Source organism: Paraburkholderia sp. CI3, assembly GCF_050436505.1.
Lineage (GTDB): Bacteria > Pseudomonadota > Gammaproteobacteria > Burkholderiales > Burkholderiaceae > Paraburkholderia > Paraburkholderia tuberum.
Genome location: NZ_JBNDMI010000004.1, coordinates 1,722,184 through 1,746,118 on the forward strand (window position 1 = coordinate 1,722,184; position 23,935 = coordinate 1,746,118).

Below are 23,935 nucleotides of genomic sequence, written 5' to 3' on the forward strand. Positions count from 1 at the left end.
CCCGCTACGGGAGCGGGCGCGTTCTTCGAGTGGCTATACGAAAGTAAGGCGTTGCGCGTGGAAATGCAGCTAGGCCGCTGCCGGCAAAGTGAAAACGAACACCGTTCCGCGTGGCTCGCCCGGGCCGGCCGTCAGTGTGCCGCCGTGCGCTTCGATGATGGATCGGCAGATGGCAAGCCCCATTCCCATGCCGGTTTTCTTCGTCGTGAAGAAGGCGTCAAAAATGCGCGATGCGATGTCCGCATTTATCCCGCTGCCGTTGTCTTTCACGGACACGACCACTGAGCCCTGATCGCCGACGTTCGACGTCACGCTGAGCAGCCGCTGCCGCGCATCGAGATGGCCCATCGCATCCGCGGCATTCATGACCAGGTTGAACAACACCTGCTGCAATTGCACCCGGTCGGCCATCACCGAACGGTTGGCGCCCAGATCGATTCGCACCACCAGGCCGCGTTGCTCGATTTCCGCCGCGGCCAGTTCGAAGACCTCGCGCACCACATTGTCGACATAAGTTGGCACGAAGCTCGGTTTGGCTTCCTTCGCGAGAGACTGCAACGCGCGGATGATGTCGCCCGCCCGCTTGCCGTCCTTCACGATATCGCGCAAGCCGTTCAACGCTTCAGGAATGTCCGGCACCGGCCGGTTGAGCCAGCGCACGCCCGCGCTCGCATTCGACACGATCGACGCCAGCGGCTGATTGATTTCGTGCGCGATCGATGCAGCGAGTTCGCCCATCGTCGTCGCACGCGACGCCTTCGCCAGTTCGAGCTTGGCGTTCTGCAACGCCAGTTCGGTCGTATGCCGGTCGGTCACATCCGTTACCACGCCGACAAAGCTGCTCACGCCCGAGGGCTCGCCGAGCACTTCGAGGTGCTTGAGCGTGCCGTCCGGTGAAACGATCCGGAACTTCTGCCTGAATGACGTGCGATTGCGCGCGGCCCGCTCGACGACTTCCTGATAGAGCGCGACGTCTTCGGGATGAATCCGGTCGAGAATCGTCTGGGTGCCGGGGCTGCCGGCGTCCATCGGCAGGTCGAATACGCTGTAAAGCTCCTTCGACCAGTAGCGTTCGGCTGTCAATGTGTTCCAGATGTAGCTGCCCGAGCGGCCGATTCTTTGTCCGAGCGCGAGGGCCTCCTCACTCATGCGCAAGGCCATTTCCGTTTCCTGGCGCCGCTTGTTTTCTTCGAGCAGTTCCGCGTAAAGGCGCGCCGTTTCGAGCGAAATGGCCGCTTGCGAGGCCAGCAATTCGAGCACAGACGTACGGCTTTCCGTGAACACGCCCGCGGTCAGATTGTTCTCCAGATACAACGCGCCGACGGCATTGCCCTGTTTGACGAGCGGCAAGCAGCACACGGAGCGAACCAGGCGTTTCGCAAAGGCTACGTCGAATGAAAAGCGCGGATCGCGTTGCGCATCTTCCACCACGACCGGCTTGCGCGTGCGCAGCGCCGTATAGAACACCGAAGCCGGCAGATCTTCACGCGTGAGCTGGTCGCCGCCCAGCGCCACCTGAACGCCGTGCGGTGCATCCTGCCCGCTCGCTTCGATAACCGGCATATTGCCCTTCAACAGGATCAGCATCCCGCTCTGCGCGCCAGCGTGCACGATGGCCAACGTAACGAGCGTGCGGATGAGTTTGTCGAGCACGATCTCCTCGGAGAGTGCCTGCGACGACTTTAAAGCGGCGACGAGATCGAACCGCTGTTGTGCATCGGCGATCTCGATCGAGGGACGCGACGCGACCGGCTGCTCGACCGACAATTGCGCTGGACGCCCGCTGCGCTCGAGTAGCTCGACTTTGGCCAGCGCGCCCCAACGCATGTAGCTGTCGATCGCGCGACGGCGATGGTGGCGCGCTGCGCTGAAAAGACCATTCGCCTCGCAGCACAGCGACGCCATCTCGTGAGCCAGCGCATTGCTGTGATTGAAGCCGCTTTCGGATGCCACGGCGGCGGCCTGCTCGTACAGCGCCATGGCCGCAAGCGGCGTGCCGTTCAGGCGCGCCACCTCGGCTTCGACCAGCAGCAGTTTGTCGCGGAAGGTCGCCGGGTTGAGTTGCGCCCAGGTCCTCACTCTCGCGAGATGTGGTTCGATCCGCGCGACGGCGTGAGCCGCCTCGCCTTCGGCGGAATAGACCTTCGCGATAGCGAGCGCGGCGTAGAGGTGATAGTCGAGCAGGTGAATGTGCGCGGGCGTCGCCCACTTGAGTTCGCCCGCTTCGGCAAGGCAATACAACGCGTTCTGATAGTCGCCGTGAAAGTAGCAGGAAACCCCTTTCAGCAGCCAGATCCAGAAGCGCAGCGTGGTCATCTGCGTGTCGAGCAGGTCGGAGTCGAACGTCATGCGTCCGTCGACCACGACGCCGAAATTGCCAGGCAGCCCGGGGCCGCCCGTCAAACTGTGCACGTAGCGTTTCTGCAGTTCGAGGATGTCTTCCACGTCCTTGAAGCGCACGCGTCTTGCGAACGAGAGGCCGAGATCGATTTCCCTGTCGACCTGCTCCAGTGGCGCACCGATCGTCAGCAGATCGGAGACGATGTGATTGCACGAATAGCAGCTCATGGTCAGATCGCCGCTGGGGCGCGCCGACTCGAAAGCGTTGCGCGCGCATTCCAGCACGTAGGGCAGCGGCTGGGTCCAGACGGCGATCGTATCGAGCGCAACCAGCGTGCTCGTGACTACCGCGTTGAAACCTCGCGTTTCGACCAGCGTGCGTGCCAGCCGCGAGAATTCGAAGCCTTCCTCATAGCGGCCGAAAAACTCTCCCACGTAGACGCCGAACCACGAAAGACAATGTGCGGAAGCCGCCGTGATGCCGTGATCGATCGTGAGCTGCACCATATGGCACAGATGCAGGAAGCCGAGCCGTTCGTTCACGAACGACGCCGGCGCATAGACGCTTGCCAGCAGGTTCATCTCCGATTCGATCTTCTCGTCACGCAAGATCGGCAGATCCGCGAGCGAGGCGATCGTGCGCGACGCGAGCGAATCATTGAGCCGGCTATACGCGGCCTCGACATCGGCGGCCTCCGGATAGCGCGGCAGGCAGGTGCCGAACAGCCTGACGCCCTCGAGCGCGGTTTCAACCGCGGCTTCGTAGTCGGACAGATGCTGTTGCATGTCGACTTTCAGCTTGTAGACCGATGCGCGCGCAACGATCGAGAGATCCTGGCGCAGCAGCTTCGCGATCTCCGTGCCGGCCGCATCGAAATTCGCGTTCAGGATGTAGCACTGCACGCGCAGCACGCCAATCTCATAGCCGAGCGATTGCACGTAGTCTTCGCCGCTTGCGTAGAGCAGCTTTTGCGCGACGTCGAGATAGCTCAGCGCGGACTGCATGGCGATCGCTTCTTTCGCGTGACGCGCCGCCTGCAGACAGATTCTCGCGAATGCCTTCGTCTCGCCCGAATCCAGATCGCGCAACGCGCCGGCCGCCTGAGCCCGTTCGATGTGGTGCGCGATGTCGAACGCCGAATTCTGCACGGCCCGCACGTCGAAATCTTCCATCAGAATGCGGGCGATGCGCGCATGCCCGACACCGCGCTCGTCTGCCGGAGTCAACGCGTACGCCGCCTCCTGAATCCGGTCGTGCGCGAAAGCAAAACCCATTCGGTCGGACACGACGAGACCCGCCTCGATCGCCGGACGCAGACGCCGCTCCAATTCCACGCCGCCGGCACGGTCGATCCGTACCAGCGTCGATCCGTCGAGCCGGCGCCCCATGAACGCAAGCAGCTTGAGCATGGCCTGGGCATCCCGAGGCAGGCGCGACAGGCGCGCTACCATCAGGTCGACTACGTTATCGGACGATTCATATTCGCCGATACGATCGATATCCCACGTCCATCTACCGGCCATGCCATCGTAGGCGATCAACTGCTGGTCGGCCAGCGCAAGCAGCAGTTGCTTGACGAAAAACGGATTGCCACCGGTCTTTTCGTGGACGACCGCCGCCAACGGATAGACGTGCGCGGCGTCGCAATGCAGCGCGTCGGCGAGCAAGGACATCACGTTCGCGGTATCGAGCGGCCCCACGGCGAGCGTGGTGACGCGCGCACCGGTGCTTGGCGGCGACTTGAGAAAGGCCTTGAACTTGGGCGAGCGGTCAACCTCGTTGTCGCGGTAAGCGCAGATCAGCAGCACGTGCCGGATCTCGACGGTCGCCACGAAGTTCGCGATGAAATTCAGCGTGGCGTCGTCGAACCAGTGCACGTCGTCGAAGAACAGGATCAGCGGGTGCGCTTGAGTCGCGAAGACGGACAGCAGACGCGTGATCAGCGCCTGAAAGCGCAGTTGCGCTTCCACCGGCGGCAGATCCGCCACATCGGGCTGCGCGCCGAGCACCAGCTCCAGTTCGGGAATGAAACCCACGATGAGTTTGCCTTGCAGCCCGATCGCTTCGCGCAGTACCTCGCGCCAGCGGTCCAGATCGCTATCGGTCTCGCCGAGAATGCGCTGGAACAGCGAGCGTATCGCCTGCATCAGCGGTGCGTAGGGCGCATTCTGCCCGTACTGTTCGAGCTTGCCCGAAGCGAAGAGCGTGGAGGTCTGCGCGGTAGCGCGGTGCACGCTGCGTACGAGTTCGGATTTTCCCGCGCCCGAATAGCCGGACACGAAGATGAGTTCGGCCGCGCCCTGCATCGCGTTGCGCTCGAAAGCGCCGAGCAGCGCCTTATATTCGACCGCGCGACCGAACAACCGATGCGTGACGGCGAGATTCCTGACGTTGTCTTCCGCGGCCGGTTCAAACGGAACGATGTGCTGCATCTCGTTCCAGTCGGCGAGACAGCGGCGCAGATCGGCCTCGAGGCTCGACGCGCTTTGATAGCGCTCGCCAGGGCTCTTGGCCAGCAGCCGGAGCACGATCGAACCGAGCACCGTGGGCAAGGACGCGCGATATTGCCGTGGATTGGCGGGCTGACGGGCGACATGGTTATAAACCCATTCGACGGCGTCGGCCGCCTCGAAAGGCAACTGGCCGGTCAGCAGTTCGTAGAGAGTGACGCCGAGCGAATAGAGATCGCTGCGCTCGTCGGCTTGACCTTCCGCACGTCGGGCCTGCTCCGGCGACATATAGGCGAGCGTGCCGTACAGCGTGTCCGACGATTCTGCCGAGGGATCGCCGGCCAGGTTGAATGTGTCGCGAAAGCCCAGCAGGCGCACCGTGCCGTCCGTGCCTTCCAGCAGGTTGGACGGCTTGATGTCGCGATGCAGGACGCCACGCGTATGCGCGAGCCGCAAAGCGTGCGCGGCGCCGACCGCGATGCGCAAAAACCGGCTGAGTGAGATCGTGCCGTCGGCCGGCGGCAGAACCAGCGCACCGCCGTTGTCTTCGTACACGAGTATCGGGCCGCGCGCGAGACGCACGAGCGCGAGCGGCCGCACAGCCCACGCCGAATCGAGTTTGTCGGCCGGGGCGAACTCCTGCTGCAAACGCCGGAATACGGCTTCGGAGGGCAGATCGGTGGGCACGGCAACCACCCACGACTGCGCGCCGTCCGGTGTTCTCGCCCGATAGCGCACGATGTTGCCGTCGACCAGCAGCGCTTCGAGCACGAGCTGATCGAACCAGACCTGATCGAAATGCACAGTGGCGCCGGCCTCAGGGGACGCCCCGCGAAATCCCTCGATAAATGCCTCTGTGCTCACTTCGCTTCTCCGTGTCGTTCGATGGCAATCGAAATGGAATCGAGTAACACGTCTTCTGCAAAGGGCTTGCGCAGAAAAGCCACGGCGCCGTGCTGCATCGCGCGGCGAACCGTTTCGTCGTCGCCTTGCGCGGACATGAACACGACAGGAATGTGCCGTTGCTTCTCGATCAGTTGACGGTGCACGTCGACTCCTTGCATGCCTCGCATTCTAAGGTCGAGCAATACGCACAGGGCGTCGTCGTCCACGATACGAACAAAGCTCATTGCTACGGTTTTCCCCTTGCGCCAACGTGACGGTTCGGCTCGGTTTCGGACGCGCTTTCTCCACGGCGTCCGGCGCGTCCGGATCCGGCTCATGCCCGGTTTTCTTTGCATGTTAGGTGCCGCTCCCAGCCTGACACTATCACACTTGGGTATAACGCCGTCATGCGGCGCGGCGGACCTGCCGAGCCCTATGTAGGATGGTCCGCTTGCGCCATATCTCTTACTGTGAGGCCGTGACGCGACGGCCCGACACCGGCCCGCACCGCCTTTGGAATCCGCCATGCCGGCCAGCCGGCAGGCGTTTTCGCCACAGCAGCGAACGGAGTCACAGTGGGCAAGATCGAGCGGAAGAAGACAGGGCATGGCAATTTATCCTGGACGGACGTCCGCCTGACCGAGCTGCCCGTGGACGCCCTGGCGCGGCCGCTCGAGGTTCTGCGCCTTTCGGTGATCGACCAGTGCAACTTCCGTTGCACCTACTGCATGCCGAAAGAGGTCTTCAGGCCGGGCTACCCGTTTCTGTCGGCTTCCGAATGGCTGTCGTTCGATCAGATGCATGCGCTGTGCAAGGCCTTTACGCAACTGGGCATCGAGAAGATCCGCCTGACCGGTGGCGAACCGCTGCTACGCAAAGGCATCGAACACCTGATCGAGCAGCGGCGCGTAGTTGGGCGCCTTGGTGTGCCAGTAGAGCTGCATCGTCAGACCGCCCGGCCATTGGATCACCGCGTCCTTGCCGATCGGGTCGTCAAACGAATCGACGAGGACATCGGCGCCGGCCGCACGCGCCGCCTTGACCGCCTGATCGATATCGGTGACCAGATAGCCGGTTCGCTCATTGCCGAACGGATATGGAATCGGCGTTTCGAAGCCGAACACCGACAGCATGCCGACCGGCGTTTGCACGTACTGCGAGGCGGTCTTGCTCGGCGTGGGTGTCACCGTAAACACGGCGCGCGGGGACGCCTTGCCGCCGAACGTCGCAAGGAAGCTGTTGACGAACGCGTCGAGGTCCGCCGAGGCGACATACACGTGAGTCGTGTCGTACTGCGGGCCCACGGACACGTCGGGGTGTTTCACCAGCGCGGCCTTGCCGGCCGGCACTTCCGGCGGCCCCGCATCGGCGAATGCGGATGAAACGGGCGCCAACCCGATCAGCAGCGCCGCGGACAGCAGCGCGACAGGACGGAACAGATGAGACAGATTACCCAATAGTGTTAGCAATGTTTGAACGATCGACCTCTGATCGAGGTGGCCACAGGGTGTGTTGTTTGCGAAGCGCGTGAGCCGCAACCTGGCGACTCACGTCGCTCCCCTGCGCATCCAGGCCAAAATCAAAAGAACGACGACGGGCAACGCAATGGCGATGAACGACAGGTTCACGAAGGCGAGCGCGCCGAGAATCGCCCCTCCTGCGAAGCCGGACATCGCCGCCAGCGTCCATTGGAGCCGCTCGCGAACCTGCTGCCCATGCCCGCCTCGCGTGCCCCGGTGAATCAACTCGATCACGTCCAGCACGATCTGTGTGACATTGCCGGTCATTACCGTGTTCGGCAGCCCGGTGACCTGCAACAACCTGCCGCGCGCATTCTGAACACCCATTGCCATGGTTCCCAATACGCCGCACACCAGCACCATCGCGGCAGTCGCATTCGTGATCGGCCGCGCCAGCACGATCGCTTTCGCGACGCCTCGCGCCAGAATATGAAGCTCATGCCCGCTCTCGTCCGCAGCCGTGTAGATGGTTTCGGCGACGTCGAACTCATGTTTGGTCAATTGCCGGGCCAGTTCCGCTATTTCATCATCCTCGAGCGTCCGGAAGATCAGCACGTTGCGCAGCAAACACTGCCTCTCGTCCACCTCGGCAATGACAGGTTCGGGCACCGACAACGGCCACAACACGACACCGCGCGACAGCAGATGTCGATGCTCAAGATCGAACAGTTCATTGCGCACGGCGATCTTTTTGCCCAGTTCGCCGACGTAGCAGACGATCTCGTACTCGATGGCGTCGTTGGTCGCGCGGCGCACGCTCACGATCGGCTGGGGTTCGTTCAGCACGTCACCGGCGCTCCTCGCAGCGTTTGACAGCGTCTCCAGCACGAGCGCGGGCCGGACCGACGGCTTGACCGGCAGCATCACGCTGATGCCGTGCGTATGCATCGGCTGGTTCGCGTTGACGATATTGGTGCGCGCCGCCACGCTGTTGGGAATCACGACGATATTGCCCTGACCGTTCAGCAGACTGGTCGCGCGCCAGTTGCTCTCGACCACTTTCCCTTCCACGTCGCCGATCGTGACCCAGTCGCCGAGGCGAAATGGCTGCGTGGCGTTCAGCACCACGCCGGAAAATACGTCGGTGAGCGTGCTCTGAATCGCGAGGCCGAGCACGACCGCCAGCGCCCCGGAGGTCGCGAGCAATCCGCGCACCGGCAGTTGCAACACAAAGCAAAGGCAATCGCACCGACCGCCGCCGCCAGAAACACGAGCGCGCCGAACACGTCCTGAAACAGCCGCTCTTTGTGCCAGGACTCGGGCAGCACGGTGCGATCCAGCACGATCGTCACAAGACGCGCGCCCTGCAGCCACCACACCACTTCCAGCACCTGCGCGAGCAGATGACGCAGCGGCTCGTCCGGCCAGGGCGCAGCGCGCAGCGGATTCATGCCCGAGCTGAACAGCACGTAGGTCGACAGGCCAAACATCAGCGCGCGCAAGGCAAGACGCCCCTGCTTGCTTTTGCTGTCCATGAAGCGCCAGGCGAGGAAATCGAGAACCAGAATGCCTAGTCCATACAGCACACCATCGGTGAGAGTCGGCATGAGGGTTCTCGCTCGCCTCGTGGTACGAACGCGCGGCGGTTAGAACGCGAAACAGCTACATCCCAGCGCGCCCCAGAAACCGTTCGAATCGCTGACCGGCACGTTTTTGCGCCATGCCCAGCCATGCGCATGGGCATGCACGCCGCACAGATTCACGCAGCCGTCCACACACGCCACCGCGGTCGGTTTGTAACGGCTGTAGCCGCCGAACTCCGCGACCGGCGACCACGACGGGCTGACCGGCAGATCAGGCGGTGCGAGCGGCGCGAAATCATCGGCCGCATACACGACCTTGCCGCCTACCACCGTCATTACGGATTCGAGGAATTTGATGTGGCTCTCGTCGACGGCAAAGTAATCGTCGCTGAGCACCGCGAAGTCCGCGAACTGGCCAGGCACCAGCGCGCCTTTGCGGTCTTCCTCATTCGAGAACCACGCACTGCCCACCGTGTATCGGCGCAACGCTTCCATGCGGTCCAGCTTGTTCTCACTCGAATACATCGAGGTGCCGCCCACTGTCTTGCCCGACACCATCCAGTACAGCGAAACGAACGGGTTGAAGCTCGCGACGCGCGTTGTATCCGTTCCCGCGCCGACGGGCAGGCCGGCATCGAGCATGTGGCGGATCGGCGGCGTGCGCTTGACGGCCTCTTCGCCATATTGCTGGATGAAGTACTCGCCTTGAAAGGCCATGCGGTGCTGGATCGCGATGCCATCGCCCAAAGCGCGCACGCGGTCGATATTCTGCTGCGTGATGGTCTCGCAGTGATCGAAGAACCAGCGCAGCCCGTTGAACGGAATGTCGGCATTCACGCGTTCGAATACATTCAGGAAGCGCTCGATCGATTCGTTGTAGGTCGCATGCAGACGGAACGGCCAGCGGTTTGCCACCAGCAGCCTGACGACGGCTTCGAGCTCGGCTTCGAGCGTGTCCGGCAAATCAGGCCGCGGCTCCAGAAAGTCTTCGAAGTCGGCGGCGGAGAACACCAGCATTTCGCCCGCGCCGTTGACGCGCCGGAAATCGTCGCCCTCGCCGGGCTTCGTCATCTTCACCCACTTCGCGAAGTCTTCGATTTCCTTCTTCGCGTTTTGTGTGAACAGGTTGTAGGCGATACGCACAGTCAGTTCATTGTGCTTCGCCATGTCCATGATGACGGCGTAGTCGTCCGGATAAGCCTGGTAGCCGCCGCCCGCGTCGATCGCGCTCGTCACGCCGAGCCGGTTCAGTTCGCGCATGAAGTGGCGGGTGGAATGACGCTGATCGTCCAGCGCGAGCTTCGGGCCTTTGGCGAGCGTCGCGTACAGGAGCCCCGCGTTCGGCCTGGCGATGAGCATACCCGTCGGATTGCCGCGCTTGTCGCGCTGGATCTCGCCGCCGGGAGGATTGGGCGTATCTTTTGTGTAGCCGACCGCGCGTAGTGCCGCCGAATTCAGCAAGGCGCTGTCGTACAGATGCAGGATGAACACCGGCGTATCCGGCGCAATCGCGTTGATTTCTTCGAGCGTCGGCGCGCGGCGCTCGGCAAACTGAAATTCGTTCCAACCACCCACCACGCGCACCCATTGAGGCGCGGGCGTGCGGGCCACCTGCTTGCGCAGCATGTCGAGCGCGTCCGCCAGCGACGGCACGCCGTCCCAGCGCAACTCCATGTTGAAGTTCAGCCCGCCACAAATGATATGCAGGTGGGAGTCGTTCAGACCGGGAATGACCGTGCGGCCTTTGAGGTCGACATGCCGGGTGGCGTCGTTCACGTGACGCATCACGGCATCGCGCGAACCCGCGGCGATGATGCGGCCATTCGCAACGGCGACCGAGTCGGCGAAAGAACGCTTATCATCCTGCGTGGCAATCTTGCCGTTGAAAAAGACAACTTCGGCCGGTGTCGGCGCGGAAGTGTTGGAAGTCATTGCGATCCTCATTAGGACCGTAGTCATGGACAGCGGCCGCTCGTCGCGTTTCGCATCCATGAGGTATTCAGAAGCAGAGTGCAGCCCACGTGCGGAATTCGGGACCCAGATGTTCCGCTCCCGAATTCCGCGCGATGTGTTTAATGCGCTGGTTACTTCACCTTAGCCGGCACCGGCGCCAGGATTTCGTGCTGCTGAGCCGTACGCTGAGCCGCCTTGTGCACCATCGTGTACGCGTAGTCCACGCCCATTCCGTACGCGCCGGAGTGTTCCTTGGCGATCTTCATGACCGCGTCGTAGGTCTCTTTGTGCCGCCAGTCGCGTTGCCATTCGAGCAGCACCTGTTGCCACGTGACCGGCACCACGCCGGCCTGAATCATCCGTTGCATCGCGAAGTCGTGAGCTTCCTTCGAGGTGCCGCCCGACGCGTCGGCGACCATGTAGATTTCGTAGTCGCCTTCGTCCATCGCGCACAGCGCGAACGTGTTGTTGCAGACTTCGGTCCAGAGACCCGCCACGACGACCTTCTTGCGGCCGGCGGCAGCCAGCGAGCCACGGACCTTCTGGTCGTCCCACGAATTCATCGACGTGCGGTCGAGCACCTTGTGATCCGGGAACACGTCCAGCAGTTCGGGGTACGTATAGCCCGAGAAGCTTTCCGTTTCCACCGACGTGATCGTGGTCGGAATGTTGAACACCTTCGCAGCCTTCGCGAGACCGACCACGTTGTTTTTCAGCGCCTGGCGGTCCATCGACTGGACACCGAAAGCCATTTGCGGCTGCTGGTCGATAAAAATGATCTGCGAGTTTGCAGGCGTCAGGACTTCGAGTTTCGGATTTGCCATGGCTTCGTGCATCCTAAAGGGCTGGTTAACATGGGAGGACATGTCGCACTCGCTTGACGTGCGAGAAAAACTGAGACTCAGTCTATCGACGGTTTTTCCCAGAGTCCTTGTTGAACTCCTTAATCGTTCTTAAAAAAATAACAACCAGGAAATCGGCGGCATGGCGCGTGGCGAACGGCCGCTCAGAACATTTCATATTTTCTGCAGGACTTTATGTGCGCGGCGTTCCTACACTTCAGGTGCCGGATTCGGAAACACCCGTTTCACCGGCTGACACCTCAAAAGGAAAAGCCATGAAAGACGAACTGAACGCAGCAGCACGTCGCGCGGCGCCGCTAAAAACACCGAGTCGCCTGACCGAAGACGCGACACGTGACATCGCCGCCGCGTTGACCACACTGCTAGCCGACGTGTTCGCGATCTATCTGAAGACGAAAAACTTCCATTGGCACATGTCGGGCCCGTACTTCCGCGACTATCACCTGTTGCTCGACGACCAGTCCGAGCAGATCTTCGCGACCACCGATCCGATCGCGGAACGCGCGCGCAAGCTCGGCGGCCGGACGCTGCACTCGACCGGCCAGGTCACGAAGCTGCAGCGCATTCTCGACAACAATGCGGAGTTCGTGACGCCAGCTGACATGCTCGCCGAATTGCGTGAGGACAATCTGGCGCTATCCGGCTACATGCGCGAGACGCATTCGCTATGCGACGAATATGGCGATGTCGCCACGGCGAGTCTGCTCGAAAACTGGATCGACGAAGCGGAGCAACGCGTGTGGTTCCTGTTCGAATCCGGGCGGAATGCGTAAAGCTGTATGACCCGGCATCGCGCACGTGGATAGGCGAACGCACGTGAGACGTGGCACGTGGGCGCGTCGCCGATCACCCTTCGAGCGTGGCGTGAAGCCGCGCTTCGAGAAACTGAATGAGCGCGTGCACTTTTCTGGAGTGACGGCGATTGGGCAGATACGCTGCATAGACGACTGCATCGCCTTGATGAGGACTCGCTTCGAAGTTCTCGAACAGGCGCAACAGGCGGCCCGCACGAATCTCGGCGTCGACGTGCCATTCGGGCAGCAACGCAATGCCGCGTCCCGCCATCACCGCCTCGAGCAGGACGTCGAGACTGTTCGACAACAGATGACCGCGCACCTCGACGCGCTGCGCCACACCTTCGCGCCGGAAGGCCCAGACCTGGCGAGTGCGATAGCCGCCACCGTAAGCGAAGCGAAGACACTCGTGCGCGTCGAGTGCCTGCGGTGTCCGAGGCATGCCGCATCGTTCGAGATAGTCGTGGCTGGCGACGACGTAGCGCGGATTGTCGGCGAGCTTTCTGACGATCAGATTGGCGTCGCGATCTTGCAGGCCGATCCGGATCGCGACGTCGATCCGCTCGAGCGCGAGATCGACGAAGTGATCCGCGACGACAACGTCGAGGAATACACGCGGATTGTCGGAGAGGAAAGCCGCGAGGTGCGGCGCGAGCCGCAAGCGGCTGTAGGTTGACGGCACCGAGATTCTGAGCGAGCCGACCGGCGACGCGCCGCTGTCGAAGACGCTCTCGTCAGCTTCGGCCAGATCGTCGAGCACCTTGCCGATCTGTTCGACGTACGCAATGCCGGCGTCCGTGAGACTGACCTTTCTGGGCGTACGGGTTAGCAGCGCGGTCCCCAGCGAGGCCTCCAGCGCGTCCATCAGTCGTGTGACCGAGGAGGTGGCCACGCCGAGACGTTGTGCGGCCTTTGAAAAGCCGCCGGCGTCAGCCACTTCCAGCAACGTTTTCACGGCAAGGAACTTGTCCATGTTCGGTCTCAGCGATATTGCAGTTGCAAAGATGGTTGCGATAAACGCAACACGGGGTTGCATTTTATCCCCATTCACCGAGCCTCACGCAACATATAAGCTGCATCCATTAACTAGCGAGGGGTGCAACATGCAAGCCATTCAAGTCGACGTCTATTACGACTTCATTTGTCCGTGGTGCTGGATCGGCCAACGGAATCTCTCCGCGGCGCTCGCGGAATCCGGCGTCGGCGCGGCTGTTTCGATTCGCTATGTGCCGTTCGAATTGAATCCTTCCATGCCCGTCGAAGGAACGGACCGGCGCGCCTATCGAACCCATAAATTCGGCACCTGGGCGCGCTCGCAAGTCATGGATGCGCAGGTGACGGCCGCCGGTCTGACAGCAGGCGCGCCGTTCGACTATGGCAAGGTGCTGCGCACGCCGAATACACGTCTCGCGCACCGTCTGATGCGGTTTGCTCAGGACCGCAATGAACCGCTTACGACTGCCGCGCTTTATCAAGCCATCTACGCCGCCTATTTTTCCGAAGGCCGCGACATCGGCTCGCTCGACACGCTCGTCCAGATCGCAACCGAGCACACGCTCGATGCGGGCGAGGTTCGCGCGTATCTGCTCTCCGCTGCCGGCAATCCGGAGATCGACGCGGCGCGCGAGCAGGCCGACAAGCTCGGAATTCAGGCCGTGCCGACCATGGTGATCGACTGCAAGGCAATCAGCGGCGCGCAGCCGCCCGTCGTGTTTGCCAATGGGCTGCGCGCGGCGGAACAAAGGAATGCAGCATGAGATCGTTCGAAAAACCACGTGCCGTCGTAATCGGCGGCTCGCTCGGCGGACTGTTCTCGGCCACCGCCTTACGCGCAGCCGGCTGGCAGGTCGACGTGTTCGAGAGCTCGTCGAATCAGCTCGAAAGCCGCGGCGGCGGCATCGTACTTCAGCCTGACGTGCTGGACGCACTCCGGTTCGCAGGCGTTGTGTTGCCCGATCCGCCCGGCGTGATGTCAGGCGAGCGCATCTATCTGGACCGCGACGACAATCGCGTCGAACAACTGTATATGCCGCAGATGCAGACGTCGTGGAGCCTGCTGTACCGCGCCATGAAAAATGCGCTGCCCGCGGATTGCCTGCACACGGGCGAGACCTTTGTTGATTTCCGCATGGAAGGCGAGCAGATCGTCGCGCTGTTCGAGAGCGGCCGCAGCGAGCAGGCAGATTTGCTGGTCGGCGCCGACGGCATACGTTCGACGCTCAGACGGCGCCTGCTGCCCGAGGTCGTGCCTGCCTACGCGGGCTATGTCGCGTGGCGCGGACTCGTCGAGGAACCGGACTTGCCGTTGCGTGCAGCGAACATACTGCGTGACCGGTTTACTTTTCAGCAAGGCGACGGGCACCCGGCGCTCGCCTATCTGATTCCGGGCGAACACGACTCGAGCGTGCCTGGCGAACGCCGGTGGAACTGGGTGTGGTATCGCAAATATAGCCGCGAACAGCTCGACGAGTTGCTGGTGGACCGCCACGGCGTGGCGCGCGCGTTTTCGTTGCCGCCAGGCGCGACCAAGCGCGCCGACATCGACCAGTTGCGGGATGACGCGCAGGCGCTGCTCGCGCCGACGTTTCGCGCGCTCGTCGATAGCACCGACGATCCGTTCATGCAGCCGATCGTCGACCTGCGCGCGCCGAAGATGGTGTTCGGCCGCGCGGTGCTGCTCGGCGACGCCGCATCGGTTCCGCGTCCGCATACGGCGGGCAGCACGGCGAAGGCCGCGGCCAATGCCCATGCTTTGGCGCTGGCGTTGTCATCGACATGGCAGAACGGCGCAACGATCGATTCAACCCTCAAGCGCTGGGAGAACCAGCAATTGCAACGCGGCCGGCTCATGACCGATCTGGGCATTTCGCTCGGCGGCCGGCTGATGAACATCGCCCGCTGAGCACACATTTTCCGTTTTTTCTTTTAGGGAGTTGCAATGTCAACCCAACCATCCATCACGGCGGGCGGCGCCGGCCATGTCAAGCTGACACGCGGGCTGATCGCTCTGTTCGCATTCTGCTGCGGCGCGATCGTCGCAAACCTGTACTACGCGCAGCCGATCACCGAATTGATCGCGCCGGACATTCACATGTCCGGCGGCACAGCCAGCCTGATCGTTTCGCTGACGCAAATCGGCTATGCGTTCGGCCTGTTCTTCCTCGTGCCGTTGGGCGACCTGCTGGAAAACCGCAAGCTGATGATCATCACCGCGCTGGTCTCGATTGCAAGTCTCGGCGCGGCGACGGTCGTGCATCAGCCGGGCTGGTTCCTCGTGATTTCCTTGCTGATCGGCTTCAGTTCGGTCGCCGTGCAGATTCTGATCCCGCTCGCCGCGCATCTCGCACCCGACGAGTCGCGCGGCAAGGTGGTCGGCACCATCATGAGCGGCCTGCTGCTCGGCATTCTGCTGTCGCGCCCGATCTCCAGCGTGGTGGCCGGCCACTTCGGCTGGCGCGTGGTGTTCGGTGCCGCGGCTGTGCTGATGGCCATCGTCACCAGCGTGCTCACGCTGACCATTCCGCGCCGCCAGCCTGATCACCAGGCCACTTACTTCGAACTGATCGGCTCGCTCGGCCATCTGGTCCGCACGATGCCGGTGCTGCGCCACCGCTCGCTGTATCAAGCGCTGATGTTCGCTTCGTTCAGCCTGTTCTGGACCGCGATCCCCATCCAGCTGACCCGGCAGTTCGGGCTCTCGCAAACCGCCATCGGCATCTTCGCGCTGGTCGGGGCGATCGGCGCAACCTCCGCGCCGGTGGCGGGACGTCTGGCCGACGCGGGGCATACGGTGCGCGCGACGCTGATTGCGCTGGTGGTGGGCGCACTCGCTTACACGCCGGCGTTGATCCATCCGACCTGGGGCGTGATCGGGCTCGTCGCAACCGGCATCGTTCTCGATTTCGCCGTGCAGATGAATATGGTGCTGGGTCAGCGTGAAATCTACGCGCTGCATGCGGCAAGCAGAAACCGGCTGAACGCGTTGTATATGACCAGCATCTTCGTCGGCGGTGCGTTCGGCTCGGCGCTCGCCAGCCCGCTCTACGAACACGGTGGCTGGACGTTGGTCGCGAGCGTCGCGACGGCCTTTCCGATCATTGCACTGATCCACTATCTCGCGATCGGCCGTCCGCACGCCGCACGCATTGCATGACGGCATTTGGGGCAAACCGGGCGGTATGCCCTCCGGATTAACAAGATTTCAGCCTGGTTTCAGGAATTCCCGTGACGGTCACGATACGCTAGCCAGCATCGTCACGCACCTGAACGACGTTCAATCGTTTAAAAAGGAATCACCATGTCGTCTCTTTCCCCTTTGCTCAACGGCTACGATCTGCCTGGACTGCACTTGCCGAACCGCGTCGTGATGGCGCCCATGACCCGCTCGCGCGCACCGTTGCGCGGCCGTCCGACGGAAATGATGGCGGAATACTATGCGCAGCGTGCGTCGGCGGGGCTGATCATTACCGAGGCGACCAATGTGAGTCCTGCCTCGGCGTCCTTCGAGCTCACGCCGGGCATCATCACGGCCGAGCAGATCGAGGGCTGGCGTCACATCACGAGCCAGGTGCATGCAGCCGGCGGCCGCATCTTCATGCAGTTGTGGCATGGCGGGCGCGTCGGTTCGTTCGCACTGCTTGGCGGCGAGGCACCGCTCTCGCCCTCCGGCGTGAATGACGATCTCGACAAGTTGCAGGTGTGGGCGCAATTGCAGAACGGCCAGTACACCAGAATCCACGCCACGCCGTCGCGCGCCATGTCGCTCGACGAGGTGAAGCTTGCTATCGGCGCGTTCAGACAAGGCGCGGCCAATGCGATTGCCGCCGGCTTCGACGGCGTCGAAGTCCACGCGGCGAACGGCTACTTGCCGCATCAATTCCTGTCACCGACCACCAATACGCGCGACGACCGGTACGGTGGCTCGCTAGCGAACCGCGCCAACTTCCTGCGCGACATACTCACGGAGATCGGCTCGGTGGTTTCGCTCGACCGGGTCGGCGTACGCGTTTCGCCGTATGCGCAGTACAACAACGTGCGCGATGTGGATCCGGACGGCACCTACGACTACGTCGGCAAGATGCTCGACGAGTTCGGCGTCGCCTACGTTCACGCGGCGGACACGAACGCCTGGAGCGGCGCACCGGACCTGCCGCGCATCATCGAGCGTATACGCAAGGCGTTCTCCGGCACGCTGATGGTCAACGGCGGCATTGCCATCGACCAGGCCGACCAACTGATCCGCGACGGCCCGGCGGACCTGGTCGCGTTCGCGCGCGCCTATATCGCCAATCCCGACCTCGTCGAGCGCATTGCGACTCACGCGGCGCTCGCGACGCCCAAGGCGGCCGGCTGGTACGGCGGCGACGACGCCGGCTATATCGACTACCCGTTCGACGGCAGCGCCGGCCATAACGCACAAGCCGTATAAGCACGCGCCGTGCAGGCATGACGCATCTCCCGGCCGCGCGCACAGCCTGTGCGTGCGGATTCTTCGATTCATGACTTCAGTGACAGGTACGTGATGACGCACAAGTCTAGACTGTTGGCGATGGGCGGCGTGATCGTCGTGGCCGCGCTAACCGGCGCGCTGCTGTTGATGTGGAAGCCCGCCATTGCCCCGGTCAATCCTCCGGCGCCTGCGTCGTTCGACACGCAGACGAAGCTCGCGGGCGCGCGCGTGGTCGCGCTCGGCGACTGCATTGTCTGTCACACCGCGAAGGGCGGCAAACCGTTCGCCGGCGGCCTGCCGCTTGCCACGCCGTTCGGCACCATTTACGCGACCAACATCACGCCCGATGTCGAAACGGGCATCGGCAGCTGGTCGCTCGAAGCATTCACGCGAGCTGTGCGTTACGGCGTGGCGCGCGACGGGCACTTGTTGTACCCCGCGTTTCCGTTCATTCACTTTACGCGTATGTCCGATCGTGACATTGCCGCGGCCTACGCATACCTGATGACGCGCGAGCCGGTCAACGCGACCACGCCCGCGAACGATCTAATCTTTCCGCTGAACTTCCGGCCTCTACTGGCCTTCTGGAACGTGTTGTTCCTGCATCCCGGCGAGCAGGTGGCAGGCGCGTCGAAAGACGCCGAGTGGAACCGCGGCAAGCTGCTGGTGGATGGCCTCGGGCACTGCGCGTCGTGTCATTCGCCGCTCAATATGATCGGCGGCGAAAAGTCGGCACACGCATTCGACGGCGGTATCGTCGACGGCTGGGAAGCGCCCGCGCTCAATGCGCTCGGCGCGGCGCCGAAGCCGTGGACCCAGGAACAGCTCGTGACCTATCTGCGCAGCGGCCGCGCCAGCGAACACGGCGCGGCGGCCGGCCCGATGCTGCCCGTCACGCGCGACCTCGCTACCGTGCCTGAAGAGGACGTGCAGGCCATCGCCACCTACATCCTGTCGATTCAGAAGCCGCAGCCGGCCGTCGCCGGTGTGTCGTCCAACGCAGCAGCGCAAGGCGAGAAGTCACCGGAGGCCCAGCGCGGCGCACTGCTGTTCGCGGCATCGTGCGCCCAGTGCCACGGTCCCGCTGCACCGATGCAATCGATTGGCGAGCGCCCCACGCTCGCGTTCAGCACCGCCATCAATGCAGCGACGCCGCGCAACGCGGCTCAGATGATTCTCAGCGGCAACGGCTGGCACGGCGAGGACAGCATGAACTACATGCCGTCCTTCAGCGAAATCTACAGTGATCAGCAGATCGCCGACCTGGTGTCCTATATCCGCGCGACCTATTCGCAGCGCGGCGAGTGGAAGGACGTCGAGGAAACGGTGGTCAAAGTCAGAAAGGAGAATAACGCGCGATGATCAACCTTACCGTCAATGGCGTGCAGCACGTGCTGGATATCGATCCGTCGACGCCACTGCTCTACGCACTGCGCAATGACCTGCACCTGCACGGCGCGAAGTTCGGCTGCGGTCTTGGACAATGCGGCGCGTGCACGGTGATCGTGGGCGACAAGGCTGCATTTTCCTGCCTGATTCCCGTGTCGTCGATCGGCAGCCGCCCCGTGCGCACGATCGAAAGTCTCGGCACGGTCGAACATCCCGGCTCGCTGCAGAAGTCCTTCATCGAACATCAGGCCGTGCAGTGCGGCTATTGCATCGCCGGCATGATCATGCGCGCCCAGGCCCTGCTCGAGCGCAACCCGCGGCCGACCGAGAATGAACTGCGCGAACACATGGAGCCGAATCTTTGCCGTTGCGGCACCCACATGCGCATCCTCGCTGCGATCCGCGAAGTCGCGCACCTGCCCGCACCCGACGCTACGCCCACCCCGCCTGAAGGCGCGGTGACCCACGGAGGCACGCAATGAGCGTCAACGAAGACGATATTAACGAGGGACGCCGCCGCTTCATGATGTCCGGCGCGCTCGTGGTGAGCTTCAGTCTGTTCCCCGGTATCAAGGCCATGGCGCAGGAGGTGATCGCGGACGAAGGCGCTGCGGTACACGTGGCGAAAGCGACCGAAACGCTCGCGGGCAGTCTGAAGACCAATCCGTTCCTCGATGCATGGATCAAGATCGATCCCGCGGGCAAGGTGACTGTCTACACCGGCAAGGTGGAATTAGGCACCGGGGTACGCACCGCGCTGCTGCAGATCGCAGCCGAGGAGCTGGACATGGCGCCCTCGCTGATCACGTTTTTGACCGCCGATACGGGCGCCTCGCCGGACGAGGGACTCACGGCAGGCAGCCACACCATCGTCGACAGCGGCAGCGCCTTGCTGAACGCGTCTGCCCAGGTCCGCGGCCTGCTCGTCGATGCGGCGGCCAAACACTTCGGTGTCGAGAGCAGCGTGCTGACCGTTCAGGACGCCATCATCAAGGCACCCGACGGCCGCACGATGACTTACGGTCAGGCGGTCGGCGCGGTGGATCTCCATCGCATGGCGACGCCGGTGTCGCCGTTGAAAGACCCAGCCAGATTCGTGACGATCGGAACGTCATTGCCGCGCCTGGACATTCCGGGCAAGGTGACGGGCGGCCCGAGCTATGTGCAGGACATGTCGATGCCGGGCATGCTGCATGCGCGAGTGGTGCTCCCGCCGGTCTATGCTGCGAAGCTGCTGAAGACCAATACGCCCGACATTCTGAAGATGCCGGGCGTCGTCAAGGTGATCAGGGACGGCAGCATGCTGGCGGTGGTCGCCAAAGGCGAATGGCAAGCGGTGCAGGCGCAGCGCGCGCTGGCCACGGGAAGTCAGTGGAGCGCCGGACGCACATTGCCCGACCCGGCTGCAGTACACCGCGATCTGAAGACGATTTCCACGCAACACATCGAGATCGCGAATACGCACAATGCGGCCGGCACACCCGCCAAAACGCTGAGCGCGAAGTACACCAAGCGCTACATGATGCACGGTTCGATCGGCCCGTCCTGCTCAGTCGCGCAGTTCAAGGACGGCACCATGACGGTCTGGACGCACTCGCAAGGCGTCTATCCGCTGCGCGATGCGCTCGCGGAAATGCTGTCGCTGCCGAAAGAGAATGTGCGCTGCGTTCATGTCGAAGGATCGGGCTGCTATGGGCACAACGGCGCGGACGACGTAGCATCGCACGCCGCCTTGATCGCCCGCGAGATGGCGGGCCAACCGGTTCGTGTGCAATGGATGCGCGAACAGGAACATACCTGGGATCACTTCACACCCGCGATGGTCACCGAAGTGAGCGCGTCGCTCGACGCGAGCGGCAGCATCGTCAACTGGGACTACGCGCTGTGGAGCAGCTCGCACAACGAGCGGATCGTCAACGCGGGCCGGCTCCTTCCCGCGCGAATGCTGGAGAAACCGTTCGTGCCGGCGCCGTCGGTGCCGATGATGCAGCCCGAAGGCGGCGGCGACCGCAACGCGATTCCGCTGTACGCGTTCCCCAACATGCATGTGATGAACAACTTCTCGCCGACCATGCCGTTGCAAACGTCGGCGATGCGCTCGCTCGGCGCGCACATGAACGTCTTCACGATCGAGACGTTCATGGACGAGTTGGCCGCCGCAGCCGGCGCCGACCCCGTCGCGTTCCGGCTCAAGCATATGCAGGATCCGCGCGCCCGAGACGTGATCCGGCTCGCGGCCGAGAAATTCGGCTGGCCGCGCGCGCCCCGCAAGGCCAATCACGGCGTCGGCTTTGCGTTCGGCAAGTACAAGAACCTGATGTCGTATGTGGCGATGGCCGTGGAGATATCCGTGGTGCCCGAGACGGGCCAGGTGATTCTCGAACACGCCGAAGTCGCGGTTGACGCGGGGCAGATCGTCACCCCCGACGGCATCCGCAACCAGATCGAAGGCGGCGTGATTCAATCCGCAAGTTGGACACTCTATGAAGAATTGCGGTTCGACACATCTCGAATCCGCAGCTTCGACTGGAGCAGCTACCCGATCCTGCGGTATTCCGCCGTGCCGCGCAGTTTGAACGTGCATCTGATCAATCGGCCGGGTGCGCCCTTTCTCGGCGCCGCAGAAGCGTCGATGGGGCCGACCGCCGGCGCGCTCGGCAACGCGTTGTTCGACGCGACCGGAAAGCGCTTTCGCGACATGCCGCTGGGTGGCGATAGCCTGCGCCGGCTGACCGACGTTTAGAGAGCCCGCACGGCGCCGCCTGCAGCAACGGATGAATCTGCCTCGCGGACATAAGCACATGAAGTTTCTACAAGGAGCAAGGAAGTGATCATCGATCTATCGGGCAAGATCGCCATTGTGAGCGCGTCCAGCGGGGGCATCGGCGTCGCGATCGCTACGGGGATCGCAACGGCCGGCGCAGACACCATTGTCAATCTCCGGGAAACCCGGGGCGGTTCAATTGCCGATACCCGCCATCTTCGTATTCGACAGCCCCTTGAGGGCCTGAATGAAGCAGACCGAAGCGACCGGATACAGCAGCGTGACGACGTAGATCGCCAGCACGAAGATGGTCGGGTTGATCACCGTGTGATTGATGACTTCCGTCCCTGCTCTCCTTTATGACCTGCGCGCGACTTCGCCATCGCGGGACAGAAACGTGGCCGCGACGATATCGTCGGAGAGATCAATGTTCAGCGCGCCTTCCTTCGTGACAATCAGATTCAGGAAGTCGAGCAGATTGTGCGCGTAGAGCGACGACGCGTCGGCCGCGGCCATCGACGGGACGTTCGTGTAGCCGACGAGCGACACGCCGTGCTTCGTCACGACAAAGTCCGCTTCGTTCAGCGGGCAGTTGCCGCCGCGCCGGCCTTCATATTCGGCGCCACGTCCCGCCGCGAGAGTCCGTTGTGCCGTCTGTGGGCGCTACGTAGCGTTTGTCGTCAGCGACGCGACGGCATCGGGAATGTTCGGCAAAATGCTAGCCCCCTCCGAAACCTTCAGAAAACGGCATGTCGTTACCGGTGTGTGCGGTTGCCGTGGACATAGCACGCACCGGTAAACGCGCGAGCAAAGCCGTCCCGAACTGAGCAACGAACGCGTCCGGTACCCGTCCCCGAAAATTCCGCTTTGTTCCCGCGAGAGCCGTCCGTCCTGTGGGGGCAAACGTGGGGGCAAAATCGGCCCCAAACGAAAAAGGCTCTCAGAGCCGAAGCCATGAGAGCCTTATATCTATTGGTCGGGGCGAGAGGATTTGAACCTCCGACCACCTGCACCCCATGCAGGTACGCTACCAGGCTGCGCTACGCCCCGAACAGAAGAAAAATTATAACAGACACTTCATTCGATTAGAACCGCTCGACACGAACAAAGCGAACAAGTCCATGAACTAGTGGCCCAGCAGATCGATTACGTTTTGCAGTTCCTTGCGTAACTTCTCGATATCGACCGCAACCGTTGCCGCCGATGCCTGCACCTGACCCGCGACTCCGGCGGTAGCCTCACCCTCTTCGACCACCGCATCCGGCCCACCGCCGCCATGCGAATCGAGCCGGTTGCGCGCCCCGTTGATCGTAAAACCCTGCTCGTACAGCAACTCTCGAATCCGCCGGATCAGCAGCACCTCGTGATGCTGATAATACCGACGATTGCCGCGCCGCTTGACCGGCCTCAACTGGGTGAACTCCTGCTCCCAGTAACGCAGCACGTGAGGCTTTACCCCGCAAAGTTCGCTGACCTCACCAATCGTGAAGTACCGCTTCGCCGGAATCGGAGGCAAGACGACTTTTTCGATCGTCGCTGTCATCGTCAGTTAGCCGTGATGGGTTGCCCGAAAGCGCGCCAGTCAATCAGCGCGCGAGAAGCTCGCTTCGGCGCCGTTTTCGACGAGCGCCTTCAGTTTTTGACTTGCATGAAACGTCACCACGCGACGTGCCGCAATCGGAATCGCCTCGCCCGTCTTCGGATTTCTGCCGGGACGCTGCGGCTTGTCGCGCAACTGGAAGTTGCCGAAGCCCGACAGCTTCACGCTGTCGCCGCTCTCGAGCGCATCGCGGATCACCTCGAAGAAAGCCTCGACCATGTCCTTCGCTTCCCGCTTGTTGAGCCCGACATTGTCGAACAGCAACTCGGCAAGTTCCGCCTTGGTGAGTGTCGGCGTTTCATTGGAAACGACGGCGGATGATGTCGGAATATCTCGAATCATGGCGCTGCGTTGCGCCGTAAGAAGGGCTTCGAAATCACTCGAGTTCATTTCATTCATATCTA

At 62.6% G+C, this 23,935-nt stretch carries 17 protein-coding genes, 1 tRNA gene and 5 pseudogenes; 9 read left to right on the forward strand and 14 right to left on the reverse strand.

Annotated elements, in window-relative coordinates; genetic code table 11:
* Positions 1-69 precede the first annotated feature (69 nt).
* Together OKW29_RS29280 and OKW29_RS29285 are read right to left on the reverse strand one after the other, a co-directional pair.
* Positions 70-5,655 carry a trifunctional serine/threonine-protein kinase/ATP-binding protein/sensor histidine kinase gene (locus OKW29_RS29280; RefSeq protein WP_429293541.1) on the reverse strand — a complete coding sequence of 1,862 codons (5,586 nt, stop codon included), beginning with the start codon at positions 5,653-5,655 and terminating at the stop codon, positions 70-72.
* Positions 5,652-6,032 (reverse strand): response regulator transcription factor, encoded by a 381-nt coding sequence (locus OKW29_RS29285; RefSeq protein ID WP_429293542.1) that lies wholly within the window; start codon positions 6,030-6,032, stop codon positions 5,652-5,654. Before OKW29_RS29285 ends, OKW29_RS29280 begins: the two co-directional genes overlap by 4 nt.
* Before the next feature lie 372 nt (positions 6,033-6,404).
* Here OKW29_RS29285 and OKW29_RS29290 point away from each other — a divergent pair.
* Positions 6,405-6,530, forward strand: a pseudogene (locus OKW29_RS29290) (GTP 3',8-cyclase MoaA); the annotation flags it as partial.
* Positions 6,531-6,575: 45 nt separating this feature from the next.
* Here OKW29_RS29290 and OKW29_RS29295 read toward each other — a convergent pair.
* From OKW29_RS29295 to OKW29_RS29320, 6 genes and pseudogenes are all read right to left on the reverse strand, one after another.
* Positions 6,576-7,133, reverse strand: a pseudogene (locus OKW29_RS29295) (glyoxalase); the annotation flags it as partial.
* A 90-nt stretch (positions 7,134-7,223) separates the two neighbouring features.
* Complete coding sequence (locus OKW29_RS29300) at positions 7,224-8,123, reverse strand: YoaK family protein (RefSeq protein ID WP_429294964.1); 900 nt, start codon at positions 8,121-8,123, stop codon at positions 7,224-7,226.
* A 27-nt stretch (positions 8,124-8,150) separates the two neighbouring features.
* Positions 8,151-8,351: pseudogene (locus OKW29_RS29305) on the reverse strand (mechanosensitive ion channel domain-containing protein); the annotation flags it as partial.
* The gene (locus OKW29_RS29310; protein WP_429295027.1) at positions 8,255-8,743 is read right to left on the reverse strand and encodes a hypothetical protein; all 489 of its coding nucleotides are present in this window, start codon (positions 8,741-8,743) and stop codon (positions 8,255-8,257) included. The gene OKW29_RS29310 and the pseudogene OKW29_RS29305, both read right to left, overlap by 97 nt.
* Before the next feature lie 39 nt (positions 8,744-8,782).
* Positions 8,783-10,651: an amidohydrolase gene (locus OKW29_RS29315; RefSeq protein ID WP_429293543.1), complete on the reverse strand. Its 1,869-nt coding sequence runs from the start codon at positions 10,649-10,651 to the stop codon at positions 8,783-8,785.
* A gap of 152 nt (positions 10,652-10,803) precedes the next feature.
* Positions 10,804-11,496 carry a hydrolase gene (locus OKW29_RS29320; RefSeq protein WP_429293544.1) on the reverse strand — a complete coding sequence of 231 codons (693 nt, stop codon included), beginning with the start codon at positions 11,494-11,496 and terminating at the stop codon, positions 10,804-10,806.
* A gap of 293 nt (positions 11,497-11,789) precedes the next feature.
* Here OKW29_RS29320 and OKW29_RS29325 point away from each other — a divergent pair, with 293 nt between their 5' ends.
* On the forward strand, positions 11,790-12,308 hold the full coding sequence (locus OKW29_RS29325; RefSeq protein ID WP_429293545.1) for a Dps family protein: 519 nt from the start codon (positions 11,790-11,792) through the stop codon (positions 12,306-12,308).
* Between the two features lie 73 nt (positions 12,309-12,381).
* On the opposite strand, the gene OKW29_RS29330 is transcribed toward OKW29_RS29325, so the two are convergent.
* Positions 12,382-13,302: a LysR family transcriptional regulator gene (locus tag OKW29_RS29330; protein WP_184073715.1), complete on the reverse strand. Its 921-nt coding sequence runs from the start codon at positions 13,300-13,302 to the stop codon at positions 12,382-12,384.
* Between the two features lie 130 nt (positions 13,303-13,432).
* Between OKW29_RS29330 and OKW29_RS29335 the strand changes: the two genes are divergently transcribed.
* The 7 genes from OKW29_RS29335 to OKW29_RS29365 all read left to right on the forward strand — a co-directional run bounded on the left by OKW29_RS29335 (position 13,433) and on the right by OKW29_RS29365 (position 21,910).
* Positions 13,433-14,086: a DsbA family oxidoreductase gene (locus OKW29_RS29335; protein ID WP_429293546.1), complete on the forward strand. Its 654-nt coding sequence runs from the start codon at positions 13,433-13,435 to the stop codon at positions 14,084-14,086.
* Entirely contained in the window at positions 14,083-15,231 is a 1,149-nt protein-coding gene (locus OKW29_RS29340) for an FAD binding domain-containing protein (protein ID WP_429293547.1), read from the forward strand. The genes OKW29_RS29335 and OKW29_RS29340 overlap by 4 nt, the downstream gene beginning before the upstream one ends.
* A 36-nt stretch (positions 15,232-15,267) precedes the next feature.
* On the forward strand, positions 15,268-16,482 hold the full coding sequence (locus OKW29_RS29345) for an MFS transporter (protein ID WP_429293548.1): 1,215 nt from the start codon (positions 15,268-15,270) through the stop codon (positions 16,480-16,482).
* A gap of 144 nt (positions 16,483-16,626) precedes the next feature.
* Positions 16,627-17,757 carry an alkene reductase gene (locus OKW29_RS29350; RefSeq protein ID WP_429293549.1) on the forward strand — a complete coding sequence of 377 codons (1,131 nt, stop codon included), beginning with the start codon at positions 16,627-16,629 and terminating at the stop codon, positions 17,755-17,757.
* A gap of 93 nt (positions 17,758-17,850) precedes the next feature.
* Entirely contained in the window at positions 17,851-19,140 is a 1,290-nt protein-coding gene (locus OKW29_RS29355; RefSeq protein ID WP_429294965.1) for a c-type cytochrome, read from the forward strand.
* Positions 19,137-19,649, forward strand: a complete 513-nt coding sequence (locus OKW29_RS29360) for a (2Fe-2S)-binding protein (protein ID WP_429293550.1) — start codon at positions 19,137-19,139, stop codon at positions 19,647-19,649. The genes OKW29_RS29355 and OKW29_RS29360 overlap by 4 nt, the downstream gene beginning before the upstream one ends.
* Positions 19,646-21,910, forward strand: a complete 2,265-nt coding sequence (locus OKW29_RS29365; RefSeq protein ID WP_429293551.1) for a molybdopterin cofactor-binding domain-containing protein — start codon at positions 19,646-19,648, stop codon at positions 21,908-21,910. The genes OKW29_RS29360 and OKW29_RS29365 overlap by 4 nt, the downstream gene beginning before the upstream one ends.
* 219 nt (positions 21,911-22,129) lie before the next feature.
* Here OKW29_RS29365 and OKW29_RS29370 read toward each other — a convergent pair.
* From OKW29_RS29370 to OKW29_RS29390, 5 genes and pseudogenes are all read right to left on the reverse strand, one after another.
* Positions 22,130-22,231: pseudogene (locus tag OKW29_RS29370) on the reverse strand (NAD(P)(+) transhydrogenase (Re/Si-specific) subunit beta); the annotation flags it as partial.
* Between the two features lie 57 nt (positions 22,232-22,288).
* Positions 22,289-22,573: pseudogene (locus tag OKW29_RS29375) on the reverse strand (NAD(P)(+) transhydrogenase (Re/Si-specific) subunit alpha); the annotation flags it as partial.
* 331 nt (positions 22,574-22,904) lie between these two features.
* Positions 22,905-22,981 (reverse strand) — tRNA-Pro (locus tag OKW29_RS29380).
* A gap of 76 nt (positions 22,982-23,057) precedes the next feature.
* Positions 23,058-23,474: a MerR family transcriptional regulator gene (locus OKW29_RS29385; protein ID WP_429293552.1), complete on the reverse strand. Its 417-nt coding sequence runs from the start codon at positions 23,472-23,474 to the stop codon at positions 23,058-23,060.
* Between the two features lie 39 nt (positions 23,475-23,513).
* Positions 23,514-23,930 carry an integration host factor subunit alpha gene (locus OKW29_RS29390; RefSeq protein WP_090800976.1) on the reverse strand — a complete coding sequence of 139 codons (417 nt, stop codon included), beginning with the start codon at positions 23,928-23,930 and terminating at the stop codon, positions 23,514-23,516.
* Positions 23,931-23,935 lie beyond the last annotated feature (5 nt).

What these genes read in the sequence shown, in the direction of transcription:
- OKW29_RS29350 (WP_429293549.1), top strand. Translation starts at nt 16,627, where the DNA reads ATGTCGTCTCTTTCCCCTTTGCTCAACGGCTACGATCTGCCTGGACTG.
- OKW29_RS29330 (WP_184073715.1), bottom strand. Translation starts at nt 13,302, where the DNA reads ATGGACAAGTTCCTTGCCGTGAAAACGTTGCTGGAAGTGGCTGACGCC.
- OKW29_RS29390 (WP_090800976.1), bottom strand. Translation starts at nt 23,930, where the DNA reads ATGAATGAAATGAACTCGAGTGATTTCGAAGCCCTTCTTACGGCGCAA.
- OKW29_RS29345 (WP_429293548.1), top strand. Translation starts at nt 15,268, where the DNA reads ATGTCAACCCAACCATCCATCACGGCGGGCGGCGCCGGCCATGTCAAG.
- OKW29_RS29360 (WP_429293550.1), top strand. Translation starts at nt 19,137, where the DNA reads ATGATCAACCTTACCGTCAATGGCGTGCAGCACGTGCTGGATATCGAT.
- OKW29_RS29385 (WP_429293552.1), bottom strand. Translation starts at nt 23,474, where the DNA reads ATGACAGCGACGATCGAAAAAGTCGTCTTGCCTCCGATTCCGGCGAAG.
- OKW29_RS29310 (WP_429295027.1), bottom strand. Translation starts at nt 8,743, where the DNA reads ATGCCGACTCTCACCGATGGTGTGCTGTATGGACTAGGCATTCTGGTT.
- OKW29_RS29315 (WP_429293543.1), bottom strand. Translation starts at nt 10,651, where the DNA reads ATGACTTCCAACACTTCCGCGCCGACACCGGCCGAAGTTGTCTTTTTC.
- OKW29_RS29320 (WP_429293544.1), bottom strand. Translation starts at nt 11,496, where the DNA reads ATGGCAAATCCGAAACTCGAAGTCCTGACGCCTGCAAACTCGCAGATC.
- OKW29_RS29285 (WP_429293542.1), bottom strand. Translation starts at nt 6,032, where the DNA reads ATGCAAAGAAAACCGGGCATGAGCCGGATCCGGACGCGCCGGACGCCG.
- OKW29_RS29335 (WP_429293546.1), top strand. Translation starts at nt 13,433, where the DNA reads ATGCAAGCCATTCAAGTCGACGTCTATTACGACTTCATTTGTCCGTGG.
- OKW29_RS29365 (WP_429293551.1), top strand. Translation starts at nt 19,646, where the DNA reads ATGAGCGTCAACGAAGACGATATTAACGAGGGACGCCGCCGCTTCATG.
- OKW29_RS29340 (WP_429293547.1), top strand. Translation starts at nt 14,083, where the DNA reads ATGAGATCGTTCGAAAAACCACGTGCCGTCGTAATCGGCGGCTCGCTC.
- OKW29_RS29325 (WP_429293545.1), top strand. Translation starts at nt 11,790, where the DNA reads ATGAAAGACGAACTGAACGCAGCAGCACGTCGCGCGGCGCCGCTAAAA.
- OKW29_RS29355 (WP_429294965.1), top strand. Translation starts at nt 17,851, where the DNA reads ATGACGCACAAGTCTAGACTGTTGGCGATGGGCGGCGTGATCGTCGTG.